The sequence below is a fragment of the Phytobacter cepae genome (assembly GCF_054165735.1).
On the sequence record NZ_CM135107.1, the window covers coordinates 3044418 to 3060123 of the forward strand.

Consider the following 15706-nt stretch of genomic DNA (forward strand, 5'->3'; position numbering starts at 1 on the left):
CAACAAAATCCTCAGCCCGCAGCCGGTGGAGTGGAGGCATCATTTGCGCGCGGTTTACGCCCGGTACGCTTACCTGCGGCCTTTTTCTTCCCTCCGCCAGGCGCAACAATGCCACGGAAACGTTGTACCGGCGTATTACGCGCTTGTTGGATCAACTCGTGCAATGTGCCAACCAGCGGCTGCATAAAGTCCTGATAACGACACTGCTTTTCGCTGATTTGCGTCAACACCGACTCCCAATGGGCGGTCATGTCCGGTCTGCCCGCCATTTCCGGCAAAGAGTGAATCAATGCCCGTCCGGCGTCAGTCGACAGAATATAACGCCCCTTTTTATTCAGGAAACCGCGCTTAAACAGCAGTTCAATAATGCCCGCACGGGTTGCCTCGGTTCCAAGACCGTCGGTTGCACGGAGGATTTTCTTCAGATCTTTATCCTGCACAAAACGCGCAATACCTGTCATCGCTGAGAGCAAGGTCGCATCGGTAAAATGGCGTGGCGGCTGCGTTTGCCGCTCAACCACCTCCCCCTTCTCGCAGAGCAGTTCATCGCCTTTGGCAACTACCGGCAGCGGCGTGCCATCGTTCTCTTCATCACGCTCTTTCCCCCCAAGCAGCGTCCGCCAGCCCGCTTCAGCGAGAAAGCGCGCTTTGGCCACAAATTTGCCGTTGGCGATGTCCAGGTCGATCTGGCATTTACGGAACACCGCGTCGGGGCAGAATTGCAGCAAATACTGACGCGCGATGAGCGCGTAAACGTCGGCTTCGCTGTGGGTCAGATTGACCTTTGAGGCACGTGCTGTCGGGATAATCGCATGATGGGCATCGACTTTTTTGTCATCCCAGCTTCGGTTGCGCAAATCGGGGTTCACTACCGGCTGCGGCAGCAAACCTGTATGTGCGCCTATCGCGTTCATGACGGCGTGCCGCCCGGCGTAATGCTCTTCCGGCAGGTAGCGGCAGTCGGAACGTGGATAGGTAATCAGCTTGTGGGTTTCATATAACTTCTGGCAGATATCCAGCACGTTCTGCGCACTTAGTCCATAGCGTTTGGCGGCTTCAATCTGTAACGCTGAGAGTGAGAAAGGCAGCGGCGCCGGTTCTGATTCCCGTTTATCATTATACCCCGTGACGTTCGCAGGCTGCCCGGCGATGCGGGTGACCACGTGATCGGCGAGCGGACGGTGCAGCAGCCGCCCCTCTTCGTCCTGATAAGGCTCACAGGCCTCACTCGGCTGCCAGAGAGCGGTAAAACGCTCTCCCGCCGGGGTAATGATATGCGCCTTAACTTCAAAGAAGTCTTTCGCCACGAAGTTTTCAATCTCTTCGTCACGACGCACCACCAGTCCCAGCAGCGGCGTCTGCACCCGCCCAACGGACAAGACGCCCTGGTAACCGGCATTACGCCCCAGCAGCGTGTAAGCGCGGGTCATGTTGATGCCGTACAACCAGTCAGCGCGGGCACGCGCAAGGGCAGACACGCACAGCGGCACGAACTCACTGTTGGAACGTAAGCGCGAAATCGCCCGTTCAACGGCCTGCGGGTTGAGATCGTTTATCAGGCAGCGTTGCACCTGTTGGCGTTTATCGGCGGGCAGTTCGAGATAATCAATCACCTCGTCCACCAGCAACTGGCCTTCCCTGTCCGGGTCGCCTGCGTGGACCACCTCCGTGGCCTCAGCCAGCAGGCGCTTGATGACATTAATCTGCTTGGTCACAGAAGGCCGTGGCTGAAGTCGCCATTTTTCCGGCACGATCGGCAAGTCGGCTAGATTCCAGCGGGCATAGCGGCTGTCATACACATCCGGCTGCGCCTGCTCGAGTAAATGGCCAATACACCAGGTCACTACCTGTCCGTTTCCGCACTCAATATAGCCGTCGCCTTTGCGATGTGGCTTAGGCAGCACATCGGCAATGGCGCGGCCAAGACTGGGTTTTTCCGCAATAAACAACCGCATCGACTTAACGGATCTCAATCATCGGACGACCGGCACGAGCCGTAACCAGTTCGCCCACTGGGGCGAGGGTAATGCCAAATTCTGCGGCAGTGGCATAGACATCACTTTCGGCTTCCGGGGCAACCGCAAGCAGTAAACCGCCGGAGGTTTGCGGATCGCACAACAGATCGCGCACCGCAGCAGGCATGTCGCCCATCAGATGACCATAGCTGGCAAAGTTACGCTGGGTGCCGCCCGGCACTGCGCCAAGCGCGATGTACTCTTCCACCGCCGGCAGTTTGGGGACGTCCTGATACCAGACCTGCGCCTGAACGCCCGCCCCCTGGCACATTTCACTCAGGTGGCCTAACAGACCAAAACCGGTGACGTCGGTCATCGCCTTCACGCCGTTGATACCGGCAAATGCCGCGCCCGCAAGGTTCATCTGACACATCACTTCGGTTGCGAGTCCCTGGTGTTCTGGCTTAAGCAGCGATTTTTTCTCCGCCGTGGTGAGCACGCCAATGCCCAACGGCTTGGTCAGGAACAGTCTGCACCCCGCCTGCGCGGTACTGTTTTTCTTCACCCGCTCGGTGGGCACGACGCCGGTCACCGCGAGGCCAAAAATGGGTTCCGGGGCATCGATGGAGTGACCGCCAGCCAGCGCAATGCCTGCCAGTTGGCAGGCATGACGACCACCTTCAATCACTTCACGGGCAATTTCCGGGGCCAGGGTATTAACAGGCCAGCCCAGGATTGCTATCGCCATGATGGGTTTGCCGCCCATAGCGAAGATATCGCTGATGGCGTTTGTCGCCGCAATGCGGCCGAAATCGAATGGGTTATCCACAATGGGCATAAAGAAGTCGGTGGTGCTGATAACACAGGTCCCGTTGCCTAAATCGTAGACCGCAGCATCATCGCGGGTTTCGTTACCCACAAGCAGGTTCGGGTCGAGAAACTTCGCCTGTTCGCTGTGCAGAATAGTATCGAGCACTTTGGGGGAAATTTTACAACCACAACCTGCTCCGTGGCTGTATTGGGTCAGACGAATACCGTTTTCGTTCATGGACATCTCCTGTCAGGACAATCCGGCTATGGTAACGCTCAAAGTTCGATGTGATAAGCGAGACTGTCCGAATTGCGGCAGTTCGCTCACAATCCAGACAGTTTATCAGGCGGGGGTCAGAAATGACGCACGAACGGCGTGGTATCGGGTACGCTGACCGTGGTGGAGGCTTTCAACTGCGGCGTCCCCATGTACAGGAAGCCGACGATTTGATCCTGCGCACGGCAGTCGAAGGCTTTGCGCACAATCGGACTGTCGGTGAGCGGACCGGTTCGCCAGATACCGTTAAAGCCCTGCGCCAGCGCAGCCATTTGCATTGCCATCACCGCACATCCTGCGGAGAGCAGTTGCTCCCATTCCGGCACTTTGTGGTTTTCTACGCATTTCGCCACCACGGCGATGATCAGCGGCGCACGGAACGGTGAAGTGCGGGATTTTTCCTGGGCTTTTTCATCAAGCCCGGCGTCCACGGCGGCGGTTTCCAGCGTCTGGCTGAAGCGGTCGCGCCCTTCCCCTTCAATCAGGAAAAACTGCCAGGGCTGTAGGGTGCCGTGATCCGGCGCGCGCATACCCGCACGCAGAATATTTTCCAGTTGTTCGCCTGCCGGGGCCGGTTCAGCCAACCGGGAAGCACTGCGACGGTTGACGAGCAGTTCAAGTGCATCCATTAGTTAAACTCCTGTATTGAAATTTGTTCCTAAAATTAACACGAGCACAGAATTTGTTACAGCACCGACGGCGATTCCTGCTGACTTTAGGCCGCAGGGTAATTAGGATAACCACACTCCCCGCTCAGGGCAGCGGGAGACATTACTTATCAGGGAGAATGCATGCGAACCCTTTGGCGCATTATTGCCGGTTTTTTTAAGTGGACCTGGCGATTGCTGAATTTTATCCGCAATCTGGTACTCAACTTATTCTTTGTTTTACTGGTGCTGGTGGTTGCTGGCGTATGGATGCAGTTCAGCGATAGCAAGGCCGAACACAGCAGCCGAGGTGCGCTGCTGATGGACATCACCGGTGTGGTGGTCGATAAACCGACGACCAGCAACCGTCTGGGCGCGCTGGGACGACAGTTCTTTGGGGCCAGCTCTGACCGTTTACAGGAAAACTCACTGTTCGACATCGTCGACACCATCCGCCAGGCGCAGGCCGACCGCAATATCACGGGTATTGTGCTGGATCTGAAAAACTTTGCCGGCGCGGATCAACCCTCAATGCAGTACATCGGTAAAGCACTGCGTGAATTCCGCGACAGCGGTAAACCGGTCTATGCCGTGGGCGATAACTACAGCCAGGGGCAATATTACCTGGCGAGCTTCGCCAATAAGATCTGGCTCTCTCCGCAAGGGGTGGTCGATCTTCACGGCTTTGCCACCAACGGCCTTTACTACAAGTCGCTGCTGGAGAAGTTAAAAGTCACCACACACGTCTTCCGTGTCGGCACCTATAAATCGGCGGTTGAGCCATTTATTCGTGATGATATGTCTCCGGCGGCGCGCGAGGCTGACAGTCGTTGGATTGGCGAACTCTGGCAAAATTATCTCAACACGGTTGCCGCTAACCGTCAGGTCACCGCGCAACAGATCTTCCCGGGCGCTCAGGGCGTTCTGGACGGCCTGCGCAAGGTAGATGGCGATACCGGTCAGTACGCGTTGAATAACAAACTGGTCGATGAGTTAGGGTCCAGCGCTGACGCTGAGAAAGCGCTGAGCAAACAGTTCGGCTGGGATGATAAAGACAAACATTTCCGCGCCATCAGCTACTACGATTATCAGCTCAAAGCCGCGAGTGATGTTGGCGATACCGTAGCGGTTATCTTCGCTAACGGGGCTATCATGGACGGTCAGGAAACCCCGGGCAATGTGGGTGGCGATACCACGGCCTCACAGATCCGCGACGCCCGTCTCGATCCGAAAGTGAAAGCCATTGTGCTGCGAGTGAACAGCCCTGGTGGTAGCGTCAGCGCCTCAGAAGTGATTCGTTCGGAGCTGGCGGCAGCGAGAGCGGCAAACAAACCCGTTGTCGTGTCGATGGGTGGGATGGCGGCGTCCGGGGGTTACTGGATTTCCACCCCTGCCAACTACATTGTGGCCAACGCCAGTACGCTGACCGGTTCTATTGGTATCTTTGGGGTAATCAATACGCTGGAAAACAGTCTGGACTCGATTGGGGTGCATACCGACGGCGTGGCAACCTCGCCGCTCGCGGATATGAGCATCACCAAAGCGCTGCCGACGGAAGTCCAGCAGATGATGCAGCTCAGTATCGACAATGGTTACAAGCGCTTTATCACGCTGGTCGCAAAATCACGTAACAGCACGCCGGAGCAGATCGATAAAATCGCGCAGGGCCATGTCTGGACCGGTCAGGATGCAAAAGCCAATGGTCTGGTCGATGGATTGGGCGATTTTGATGACGCCCTGACCAAGGCCGCTGAGCTGGCGAAACTGAAACAGTGGCACGTGGACTGGTACGAAGATGAGCCATCATTCCTTGATAAGGTCATGGATGGCATGTCCGGTTCCGTGCGTGCCATGTTGCCGCAGGCATTGCAGGCTTATCTTCCTGCACCGCTTGCCACTGCAGCAGTACAGGTGAAAGCAGAAACCGATAAACTGGCAGCGTTTAACGACCCACAGAATCGCTATGCCTTTTGCCTGACCTGCGCCAATATAAAATAACGCGAACTGGGTAAAATCTGTAAAGGCGGAGGCAAAAGCTTCCGCCTTTTCTTTTGCCTTTCGCTGCATCAATCATTCACTGCGTATATACTCCCCCCACTTTGTGACAACGCGTTCCTTTCACCATGCAAAAAAAATCGATTTATGTTGCTTACACCGGCGGTACCATCGGTATGCAGCGTTCTGAACACGGCTATGTTCCGGTCTCGGGCCATTTACAACGTCAGCTGGCGCTGATGCCTGAGTTCCATCGCCCGGAGATGCCAGATTTCACTATTCACGAATACGATCCGCTGATGGATTCGTCGGATATGACGCCGGAGGACTGGCAGCACATTGCTGACGATATCCACGCTCACTATGACGAATACGATGGTTTTGTGATCCTGCACGGTACCGACACCATGGCGTATACCGCCTCTGCGCTGTCGTTTATGCTGGAGAACCTCAGCAAGCCCGTCATCGTAACCGGATCGCAAATTCCACTGGCAGAGCTGCGTTCAGATGGTCAAATCAACTTGCTGAATGCGTTGTATGTGGCGGCTAACTTCCCTATCAACGAAGTGACGCTGTTCTTCAATAATCGACTTTATCGTGGCAACCGGACCACTAAAGCGCATGCGGATGGTTTCGATGCGTTTGCATCGCCGAATCTTGCCCCTCTGCTTGAGGCGGGGATTCATATTCGTCGACTGAATACGCCACCCGCCCCGCAGGGCAAAGGTGCGCTCACCGTTCATCCGATCACCCCGCAGCCGATTGGGGTGGTGACGATTTATCCTGGTATTTCCGCTGACGTGGTACGTAACTTCTTACAACAGCCGGTAAAAGCACTGATTTTACGCTCCTATGGCGTGGGTAATGCCCCGCAGAACGGCCATTTCCTGAAAGAGTTGCAGGAAGCCAGCAATCGCGGCATCGTGGTGGTGAATCTCACACAATGCATGTCCGGTAAGGTAAACATGGGCGGCTATGCCACGGGTAACGCGCTGGCGCATGCCGGGGTGATAGGCGGTGCGGATATGACGGTCGAAGCGACGCTGACGAAACTTCATTATCTGTTAAGCCAGAATCTCGATGCTGCGGCCATCCGCGAAGCAATGGGGCAGAATCTGCGTGGTGAACTCACCCCGGATGAATGAGGGCAGCAATATGAAACAGCGTGCGTTATTGCTCGTTGACCTGCAAAACGATTTTTGCGCCGGGGGCGCGCTGGCCGTGGCTGAAGGCGACAGCACTGTTGATGTCGCGAATGCGCTGATTGACTGGAGCAAAGCGAGAAACGAGCCGGTCGTCGCAAGCCAGGACTGGCATCCTGCAAACCATGGAAGTTTTGCCAGCCAGCACGGAGTTGAACCTTTTACTCAGGGTGAGCTGGACGGTTTACCGCAAACCTTTTGGCCCGATCACTGCGTCCAGCACACGGAAGGGGCACAGCTGCACCCCCTGCTCAATCATAAGAGTATTGATGAGGTTGTGCGTAAAGGTGAAAACCCTGAAATCGACAGCTACAGTGCTTTTTTTGACAACGAACACCGCCAAAAAACTGCCCTGGATGGCTGGTTACGCGAGCGCGAGATCGCTGAACTCACCGTACTGGGTCTCGCGACCGATTATTGCGTGAAATTCACCGTGCTGGATGCGTTAAAGCTCGGTTATCAGGTCAACGTGATTACTGATGGCTGCCGTGGCGTGAATCTTAATGCCCATGACAGTGCGCAGGCGTTTATGGATATGGCTGCCGAAGGCGCGACCTTATACACCCTGGCGGACTGGGTGGAAACCCAGGCGTAATCTTCGTGTCCGGCCTGCTGGCCGGACCGCTTTCAGGACGACTGCCTGACGCCAGCGCTTAAAGAATTTTAAGAATCTGACCAGACAAGCGGCACCTGGTCTAATAAATAACGCCTCATGTAATATGATTCACGCTGAAATTTATTTTTACTGCATAACACAAATAATATTTGTTCACAGAATGTGACGATTATCGCAGGCAATAATGGATGTTGTGCGACGCCCCCTTTAATTATTTTTTTATTATAAAATAAATATTATTCACCGCATGAATATGTGAGCAAACATAACCCCCCCTCTCCTTTAATTTATTATTTACATAAGCGCTCTTGAATGAGTTTCATGTGTGAAAAATTTATTTTTTTAAGCAGACGGACGTGAGCACCTTCCCGGTTTTCGCATGCCGGAAGTGTTAGCGTGCAAAAGCTTTTCTTTTCCACGGAGCGAACGTGGTTTTATTAATCAATTGATTGTCAAAGAGGATTTTTATGAAAAGGATGTTTAGATTGGCAGCATTGCCACTACTTTGTACTTCTATTATGGCGAGCGCCACCACCATGATGTCGGTCGGATATTTTAATGGAGGGGATACAACAGGCGGTGCGGATAGTGATATTCGCAAACTGGATGTTAGTCTTATCACCCATCTAAATTACTCGTTTGGCTTAATTTACAACGATGAAAAGGACGAAGTGCAAAGCGCACTAAAAAATACCGCAAAGCTGCATCAGATCTGGTTATCGCCAAAAGTCGATGCCGATCTCGCTTTACTTCCTGAGTTGCGTAAACAAAACCCAACGTTGAAAGTCCTGCTTTCAGTCGGAGGATGGGGGGCGCGCGGGTTTTCTGGAGCAGCAGCGACAAAAGAGAGCCGGACAATATTTATCCGTTCCGCTCAGAGTATCGTGGAAAAATACGGGCTTGATGGCATTGATCTGGACTGGGAATATCCGGTCAACGGAGCCTGGGGAGCCGTCGACAGCCAACCGGAGGACCGCGACAACTTTACATTGTTGCTTAAAGAAATGCGTGAGGCATTAGGTCAAAATAAGTTGGTTACCATTGCTGTCGGCGCAAATGCCGAAAGTCCGAAAACGTGGGTTGACGTTAAAGCAATTGCTCCATTGTTGAATTACATCAACCTGATGACTTACGACATGGCCTACGGAACACAATATTTCAACGCGAATCTTTATGATTCACGCGCATGGCCTACGGTTGTACAGGCCGATAAATACAGCGTTGATTATGTGGTGAGTAACTATCTGGCTGCGGGAGTGAAGCCTGAACAAATGAATCTCGGCATTGGTTTCTATGGGCGGGTACCCAAACGCGCTATTGAGCCAGGTATTGACTGGAGTCTGACTGAAGCTGAAAAACATCCCGTCACCCACCCCTATTTTGATAAAGAAACCGTGGCGCTTTTCGAAACACTGGGTTTTGATCTTAGCAAAGATACTTATCTCAAATACAACGACATCGTTAACGTATTGCTCAATGACCCTAAGAAACGGTTTACTGAACAATGGGACGATGGAGCAAAAGTCCCCTGGCTTTCCATTGCCACTACAGAGGGAAAATCGGTTTTTGCATTGTCTTACGAGAATCCACGTTCGGTCGCCATCAAGGCTGAATACATCAAAGAAAAAGGGCTTGGCGGAGCCATGTTCTGGGAATATGGCGCCGATAATAAAAATGAGCTGGCAAAACAGCTGGCCGAGTCACTAAACATTAAACCGTAAATATAAGGCGGGTCGGAAGCAAGATCCTATTGCTCTCCGGCCCGATATGAATATTGGTCTACTCGATCTTTATCGTGGTAATCGGCTTCGCGCCAATACCAAACTCTTCTTTGAGCTGCTGTTTCGTCTTCATCACCATCTGACCCTGCGTATCAATGGTCATGTGCTGCGCTTGGGTATTGTTTTTTGCCTGCCAGAGCATCACCAGTTGCAAACTGTTCTCTTTTTGCTCAGGCGTCAGCGCTACGCCATCGGGCCATTTGCCTAATTCTACCGCTGTCACAAGCCGCTGATAGATTTCTGGCGTCATGCTGTTAATGACTTGATCAAGATCCATGGTAAATTAGCTCCAGTGGAATAATTGCTGAATCGATTCGCTACCCTTTAATTTGCTCACCGTTTTCATCATCGGAGAAACTGAGTGAGGCGGAGTTCACACAATAACGCTCTCCGGTGGGCTGTGGACCATCCGGGAAGACGTGGCCCAGATGCGCATCACATTTCCCGCAACGGATTTCCACGCGTTGCATCCCATGAGAGTAATCATTGATATAGCGAATTGCCTCGTCGCTGACGGGCTCAAAAAAGCTTGGCCAACCGCAGCCGGAGTCAAATTTCGTCTGTGACTGAAACAGCGCGGCATCACACACCAGACAGTGATAAACGCCTTCACGCTTGTTATGCAATAAGCGACCTGTAAAAGGCGGTTCTGTGCCGTGATTTTGCGTCACATAGAACTGCATTTCTGTAAGATTTTTTTTCAGATCGTCCTGAGAAGATTTTGTCGTCATATGCTCACATCCCGCAATAAGAACTCGTACAACACATCAGTGATTCTAACAAAACATTAACAATGAAGCCCTCACTTTTGTTCTAAACTTAATCGCGCCGAAAATGCGCAGGGGTAATTGTGACCTTGTTCACATTTTTATCCTGCATGCCCTTTAAAATTCGGGACGGCGTCCCCATTAGGAAAGAATGCTCATGGGAAGAGTGAGACGAATCAGTCGAACAAAGGTTAGGCGGAATATGATTTGTCGCAATGATTGACACGATTCCGCTTGACGCTGCGTAAGGTTTTTGTAATTTTACAGCCAACCTTTTATTCACTAACAAATAGCTGGTGGAATATATGACTATCAAAGTAGGTATCAACGGTTTTGGCCGTATCGGTCGCATTGTTTTCCGTGCTGCTCAGGAACGTTCTGACATCGAAATCGTTGGCATCAACGATCTGTTAGACGCAGAGTACATGGCGTACATGCTGAAATATGACTCTACCCACGGCCGCTTCAACGGCACCGTAGAAGTCAAAGACGGCCACCTGGTTGTTAACGGCAAAACCATCCGTGTGACTGCTGAAAAAGATCCGGCTAACCTGAAGTGGAACGAAATCGGCGTTGACGTTGTTGCTGAAGCTACCGGTATCTTCCTGACCGACGAAACTGCTCGTAAGCACATCACTGCTGGCGCGAAAAAAGTTGTTCTGACTGGTCCTTCCAAAGACAACACCCCGATGTTTGTTAAAGGCGCTAACTTTGACAAATACGAAGGCCAGGACATCGTTTCTAACGCATCCTGCACCACCAACTGCCTGGCACCGCTGGCAAAAGTTATCAACGACAACTTCGGCATCATCGAAGGTCTGATGACCACTGTTCACGCGACCACCGCAACGCAGAAAACCGTTGATGGCCCGTCTCATAAAGACTGGCGTGGCGGTCGTGGCGCATCCCAGAACATCATCCCATCTTCTACCGGTGCTGCTAAAGCAGTAGGTAAAGTTCTGCCAGAACTGAACGGTAAACTGACTGGTATGGCGTTCCGCGTTCCTACTCCTAACGTCTCTGTTGTTGACCTGACCGTTCGTCTGGAAAAAGCAGCGTCTTACGAAGAAATCAAGAAAGCAATCAAAGCGGCTTCTGAAGGCGCAATGAAAGGCGTTCTGGGTTACACCGAAGACGACGTTGTATCTACCGATTTCAACGGCGAAGTGTGCACTTCCGTGTTCGATGCTAAAGCGGGTATCGCACTGAATGACAACTTCGTGAAACTGGTATCCTGGTACGACAACGAAACCGGCTACTCCAACAAAGTTCTGGACCTGATCGCTCACATCTCCAAATAAGTTGAGATGAGACTCTGATCTATAAAGGCGACCTCGGTCGCCTTTTTTGTTTTTAGTGTCACGCTAACGAAGGATTGCACCATGATAAACACAATTTTTGCTCTCCCGGTTGTAGAACAAATTACTCCTACTCTGTCCCGCCGTATCAATGATGAACTGGACGTTATTGTCGTCGATCATCCCGTTGTTAAAGCCTCTGTCGCCCTGCAGGGCGCACATCTGCTCTCCTGGAAACCCCAGGGCGAGGAAGACGTCCTGTGGTTAAGCGGTAATACGCCGTTCAAGCACGGCGTCGCTCTGCGTGGTGGCGTACCGATTTGCTGGCCCTGGTTTGGCCCGGCAGCACAACAAGGTTTGCCCGCCCACGGTTTCGCCCGCAACCTGCCGTGGACGTTAAAAGCGCATAATGAAGATGATAACGGCGTTGTCCTGACCTTCGAACTGCACAGCAGCGATGAGTCACGCAAGTTCTGGGCCCACGACTTCACCCTTTTAGCTCGCTTTAAGCTGGGAAAAACCTGCGAAATCGAACTCGAAGCGCATGGGGAATTTGAGACTCATTCGGCTCTGCACACCTACTTCAATGTTGGTGATATTCAGGCAGTGAAAGTCAGCGGACTGGGCGATCGTTTTATTGATAAAGTGAACGATGCGAAAGAAGACGCATTGACCGACGGTGTACAAACCTTCCCGGACCGTACCGATCGTGTTTATCTCAACCCGGAAGCCTGCAGCGTCATTCATGATGGTGCCCTGAACCGCGCCATTGAAGTGATTCATCATCATCACTTCAATGTGGTCGGCTGGAACCCGGGTCCGGCACTGTCTGCCAGCATGGCGGATATGCCTGACGACGGTTACAAAACCTTCGTGTGTGTGGAATCCGCGTGCGCAACTAAAGCGCAGAAAACGACGGAAGAAAATCCGTCTCGCCTCGCGCAGACGATCAAGGTTGTGAAGCGTTAATCACATCTGAGCCCTCTCCCGCACGGGCTGAGAGATCCCCAGTAATATGGTCAGGTCCCCATGACCATATTACTGTACTCTTTACCTAACGTTTTCAGTGCATTAACGATATTCATCCGCCTCAGTATTCCGGGCTCATGCCGCAGAACTTCAACCGCCAGCCTCACATAAGACAGGATCCTTTTGTCTTTCAGACTGTTTGCCTGGTAGCGCAGGTGGCGCTGTTTTTTCTCCGCCAGATATCCTGCCAGCCACATCACCAGACTTGCCATGGCCGCCACGACGCTCAGTACAGCCAGACGTCCCTTGCCCTGGCTGCGGCTCAGCCTCAGCCCGAACCCGAAGCGCGGGCTTTTTTCATCCCGGAAGTTCTGCTCTATCTGCATCCGGCGACTGTACAGCGTCATTATCTGTGCTGGCTCCATACCCGTCACATTACTGAACAGCAGCCACGGCTCCTGTGCGCTGCGACGGTGCTCCCTCTGCGTTTTTGGCAGTCTCCCTTTGCCGTGACGGCCTGCGCCCGGGCGTTTTTGCAGATAAAAGTGACCGTAACAGGGCGTCCGGGGTTTCCGGGCCAGAACACCATAACCCACTCTTACCGGGTATTCGCCGGCATGAAGGTCGCTGATTTTCATCCAGCGCGTATCGCCTTCCATCCGGAAGCACACGAGCCCTCTGACCCGGCCAATGAAGGACCAGCCCAGCAGACTGATGTGACGGAACCAGTCGGTCCGGAAGCCAGCATCGGTAATAATCGTGACTGTTTTTCCTGCCGGAACAGCAGCATGGAGGCGGTCGAGGAAGGCGCACTGTATCCCGCTGTTCTGGGCGAGTTCAGCCGGAACAACTTCACTCATCAGGGGAAGTGAGCGGCCGTTACAGACCAGACTGGCGCGCAGCAGATGCCAGTTTTTATCAGGCCATCCGGTCCAGTCGACAGCAATAACGCAGAACGGCATAAGGGAAATAATGGCATGAGTCAGTTGTTGCTGGATACGGGGAAGGTCGTGGTGAAGGGCCGGGTTACCGAGGGCGCGGTCGACCCGTTTGATTTTATTTTTGACGTGAGCGGAACCGGGAAGGGAGCGTCCGAGACTGGTCAGGGTGAGTTCAGCGCCGTTGCAGAGCGCAACAGCCATGGAAGTGAGGACATTAATGCGGAAAGAATGAATCCCGCGTAAAGACGAGGAAAAGAATTTCTGGCACACTGTTTTTAAAGGCACGATGAGGTCTCTTCTGATTTGTTAGCGCAACCAGTAGATCACACTTCATCGTGCCTTTCACTTTTTCTGGGGATTCCTCAGCCCGCACGGGAGAGGGTTTGACCGCAGATTCAGACCACATCCAGCGGCGTTTTCCGCCCCGGCGCCGGGAAGGCGTTATCAAGCAGAGCTAACTCTTCCCCACTCAGTGTTATCTTCAACGCAGCGGCGTTTTCTTCAACATGAGCCACACTTGCTGCCTTAGGAATGGCCATCACCCCTTTATGGCTGATAACCCAGGCCAGCAAGATTTGCGCCGCTGAGGCGTTATGCGCCAGGGCGATATACTCCACCACTGCATTATGCATTAATCCGTCACGCAGCCGTCCGGCCTGAGCTAACGGACAATAGGCCATGACCGGCATCTGCTGCTGTTGGCACCAGGGCAGCAAATCATACTCGATACCTCGCGATCCGAGATGGTACAGCACCTGGTCAGTCACACAGGCATCACCGCCTTGCACTCGCCATAGCTCCTGCATGTCGCTGTAATCCAGGTTCGAGACGCCCCAGCGGCGGATTTTGCCCTGCTGAATCAGGGTTTCCATCACCTCAACCGTCTCAGCAAGCGAGAAATTTCCGCGCCAGTGCAAAAGGTATAAATCGAGATAATCGGTATTGAGGCGCCGTAAACTGGCTTCGCAAGCGGCGATCGCTTTCTTGCCGCCGGCATTCCACGGGTAGACCTTAGACACGAGGTAGACTTTATCGCGCAGCCCTCCGCGCAGTGCCTCGCCCACGACCTCTTCGGCTCCCCCGTCGGCATACATTTCTGCGGTGTCGATCAATCCGAGTCCAAGGTCGATGCCCGCGCGCAGTGCATCGACCTCTTTTTGACGGTGTCGGTCATTTTCACCCATGTACCAGGTTCCCTGACCGATGGCAGGCAGTGAGATATCGCCTGCGAAAAGTACATTCTTCTCTGTCATGTTATCCTCCTGAACGTCACGCACCACCGTAAAACAAAACAGGGCCAATGGCCCTGTTTTAATGCACAAATTGCACTATAAAAGCGCACAATCAGAAGCGATAGGTCACACCCGCAGATAACAATCCGGCCCAGGACTTATCAACCATCGGGCTGTCTTTGATCTCATCAGACAGGTGGGTGTAACGGCCAGTGCCGTAAACGCTCCAGTTGTCATTCAGACGATAGCTGGCGGTAAGTTCCAGATACGGGCTCCAGCCGTTGTCCGGATCGTAGCTATCGAGGCCGCTACGACGAGACTCAGCACGAGAAACACCATAGTAGTACTCGTTCTGATTATCGCTGCTCCATTCAACACCGATGCCTGGCGTCAGGGTTAAACCGCCGTTGGTATAGCGATAAAGCCACGCCAAATCCCATGTCACACCATTACTGTTGTCCAGTACGTCGCCCGCAAGCGCAGTACGCAGGAAACCGTATTCCGTGTTGTGAATATAAGAAAGGCCCGCCACCGCCGTCGATTTACGCTTATTCAACTGACGCAGCTGATTGTTATCGCTATCGCCAGGCTTAAAGCTCCACGGAGAGTATGCAGCAAACACGGAGAGTTGGTCAGCCGCGTCATTCCACAGGTAGTAGCCGCCGCCTAAACCACGGAACCAGAAGTCATCACTCTCATAGGTGATAACCGGAACCGGGTAGACTTTGTTGTCGTACTGTTTATACGGAGACTCCACCACGCCCACGCCCGCACCGAGAGAGAAGTTACTTTCGGCGTTGGCAGCAAAGGCAGAAGTCGCGATTAGCACACCCAGTGCCAGGAGTTTGAATTTGGTCACAGTCCTTTCTTTCCTGTAGTCAATAATCGGCGAAGGAAGTGTAACCGCCCACCTCAATCATCCCAAATTTTTTTACTTATGCATTACAAAACTAAACTCTGTAGCCTGCTGTCTTTATATGACAGGGGGCTTGCAAATTTGTGAAGCGGCTGTGATTTCGTGCTGAAAGGCTTATCACAAAAGAAAGTATTTATTGATGAGTTATTGATATGTCATTGAAATTAGTTTTTTGCATCATGCAAGTTTTGCAAATGCCATCTACGCTTAATTTTAAGAAGACGATTTAACGAACCCGCTTTTTGTTATTAACACAGGGCCTGGCATAAGGGTTGCTGTGAGACTGTTAGCGTCGTTCAG

Annotated in this window: 14 protein-coding genes; 6 read left to right on the forward strand and 8 right to left on the reverse strand. The window is 52.8% G+C overall.

Annotated elements, in window-relative coordinates:
- Positions 1 to 11 precede the first annotated feature (11 nt).
- From ACUY4Q_RS14335 to ACUY4Q_RS14345, 3 genes are all read right to left on the reverse strand, one after another.
- Positions 12 to 1955, reverse strand: coding sequence for a DNA topoisomerase III (locus ACUY4Q_RS14335; protein ID WP_458043420.1), 1944 nt, complete (start codon positions 1953 to 1955; stop codon positions 12 to 14).
- 4 nt (positions 1956 to 1959) lie between these two features.
- On the reverse strand, positions 1960 to 3003 hold the full coding sequence (gene selD / locus ACUY4Q_RS14340) for a selenide, water dikinase SelD (protein WP_458043421.1): 1044 nt from the start codon (positions 3001 to 3003) through the stop codon (positions 1960 to 1962).
- A gap of 116 nt (positions 3004 to 3119) precedes the next feature.
- Positions 3120 to 3671: an NAD(P)H nitroreductase gene (locus tag ACUY4Q_RS14345; RefSeq protein WP_458043422.1), complete on the reverse strand. Its 552-nt coding sequence runs from the start codon at positions 3669 to 3671 to the stop codon at positions 3120 to 3122.
- Between the two features lie 162 nt (positions 3672 to 3833).
- Between ACUY4Q_RS14345 and sppA the strand changes: the two genes are divergently transcribed.
- The 4 genes from sppA to chiD all read left to right on the forward strand — a co-directional run bounded on the left by sppA (position 3834) and on the right by chiD (position 9223).
- Complete coding sequence (gene sppA / locus ACUY4Q_RS14350) at positions 3834 to 5687, forward strand: signal peptide peptidase SppA (protein WP_458043423.1); 1854 nt, start codon at positions 3834 to 3836, stop codon at positions 5685 to 5687.
- Between the two features lie 125 nt (positions 5688 to 5812).
- Positions 5813 to 6829 carry an asparaginase gene (gene ansA, locus ACUY4Q_RS14355; RefSeq protein ID WP_458043424.1) on the forward strand — a complete coding sequence of 339 codons (1017 nt, stop codon included), beginning with the start codon at positions 5813 to 5815 and terminating at the stop codon, positions 6827 to 6829.
- Between the two features lie 10 nt (positions 6830 to 6839).
- Positions 6840 to 7481: a bifunctional nicotinamidase/pyrazinamidase gene (pncA, locus tag ACUY4Q_RS14360; protein ID WP_458043425.1), complete on the forward strand. Its 642-nt coding sequence runs from the start codon at positions 6840 to 6842 to the stop codon at positions 7479 to 7481.
- A 488-nt stretch (positions 7482 to 7969) separates the two neighbouring features.
- Positions 7970 to 9223, forward strand: coding sequence for a chitinase ChiD (gene chiD / locus ACUY4Q_RS14365; protein WP_458043426.1), 1254 nt, complete (start codon positions 7970 to 7972; stop codon positions 9221 to 9223).
- Between the two features lie 58 nt (positions 9224 to 9281).
- Here the strand turns inward: chiD and ACUY4Q_RS14370 are convergent, their stop codons facing one another.
- Positions 9282 to 9560, reverse strand: coding sequence for a YeaC family protein (locus ACUY4Q_RS14370; RefSeq protein WP_458043427.1), 279 nt, complete (start codon positions 9558 to 9560; stop codon positions 9282 to 9284).
- Between the two features lie 40 nt (positions 9561 to 9600).
- Positions 9601 to 10014, reverse strand: a complete 414-nt coding sequence (gene msrB, locus ACUY4Q_RS14375) for a peptide-methionine (R)-S-oxide reductase MsrB (RefSeq protein ID WP_458043428.1) — start codon at positions 10012 to 10014, stop codon at positions 9601 to 9603.
- Between the two features lie 341 nt (positions 10015 to 10355).
- Between msrB and gapA the strand changes: the two genes are divergently transcribed.
- Both gapA and ACUY4Q_RS14385 read left to right on the forward strand, forming a co-directional pair.
- On the forward strand, positions 10356 to 11351 hold the full coding sequence (gene gapA, locus ACUY4Q_RS14380; protein WP_041851661.1) for a glyceraldehyde-3-phosphate dehydrogenase: 996 nt from the start codon (positions 10356 to 10358) through the stop codon (positions 11349 to 11351).
- Between the two features lie 81 nt (positions 11352 to 11432).
- Complete coding sequence (locus ACUY4Q_RS14385; RefSeq protein ID WP_458043429.1) at positions 11433 to 12317, forward strand: D-hexose-6-phosphate mutarotase; 885 nt, start codon at positions 11433 to 11435, stop codon at positions 12315 to 12317.
- A 50-nt stretch (positions 12318 to 12367) separates the two neighbouring features.
- Here ACUY4Q_RS14385 and ACUY4Q_RS14390 read toward each other — a convergent pair whose 3' ends face one another.
- The 3 genes from ACUY4Q_RS14390 to ACUY4Q_RS14400 form a co-directional block, all read right to left on the reverse strand.
- Positions 12368 to 13543 (reverse strand): IS4 family transposase, encoded by a 1176-nt coding sequence (locus ACUY4Q_RS14390; protein ID WP_458043070.1) that lies wholly within the window; start codon positions 13541 to 13543, stop codon positions 12368 to 12370.
- Positions 13544 to 13653: 110 nt separating this feature from the next.
- Positions 13654 to 14511 carry an aldo/keto reductase gene (locus ACUY4Q_RS14395; RefSeq protein ID WP_458043430.1) on the reverse strand — a complete coding sequence of 286 codons (858 nt, stop codon included), beginning with the start codon at positions 14509 to 14511 and terminating at the stop codon, positions 13654 to 13656.
- A gap of 91 nt (positions 14512 to 14602) precedes the next feature.
- The gene (locus ACUY4Q_RS14400; RefSeq protein WP_458043431.1) at positions 14603 to 15349 is read right to left on the reverse strand and encodes a MipA/OmpV family protein; all 747 of its coding nucleotides are present in this window, start codon (positions 15347 to 15349) and stop codon (positions 14603 to 14605) included.
- Positions 15350 to 15706: the final 357 nt, after the last annotated feature.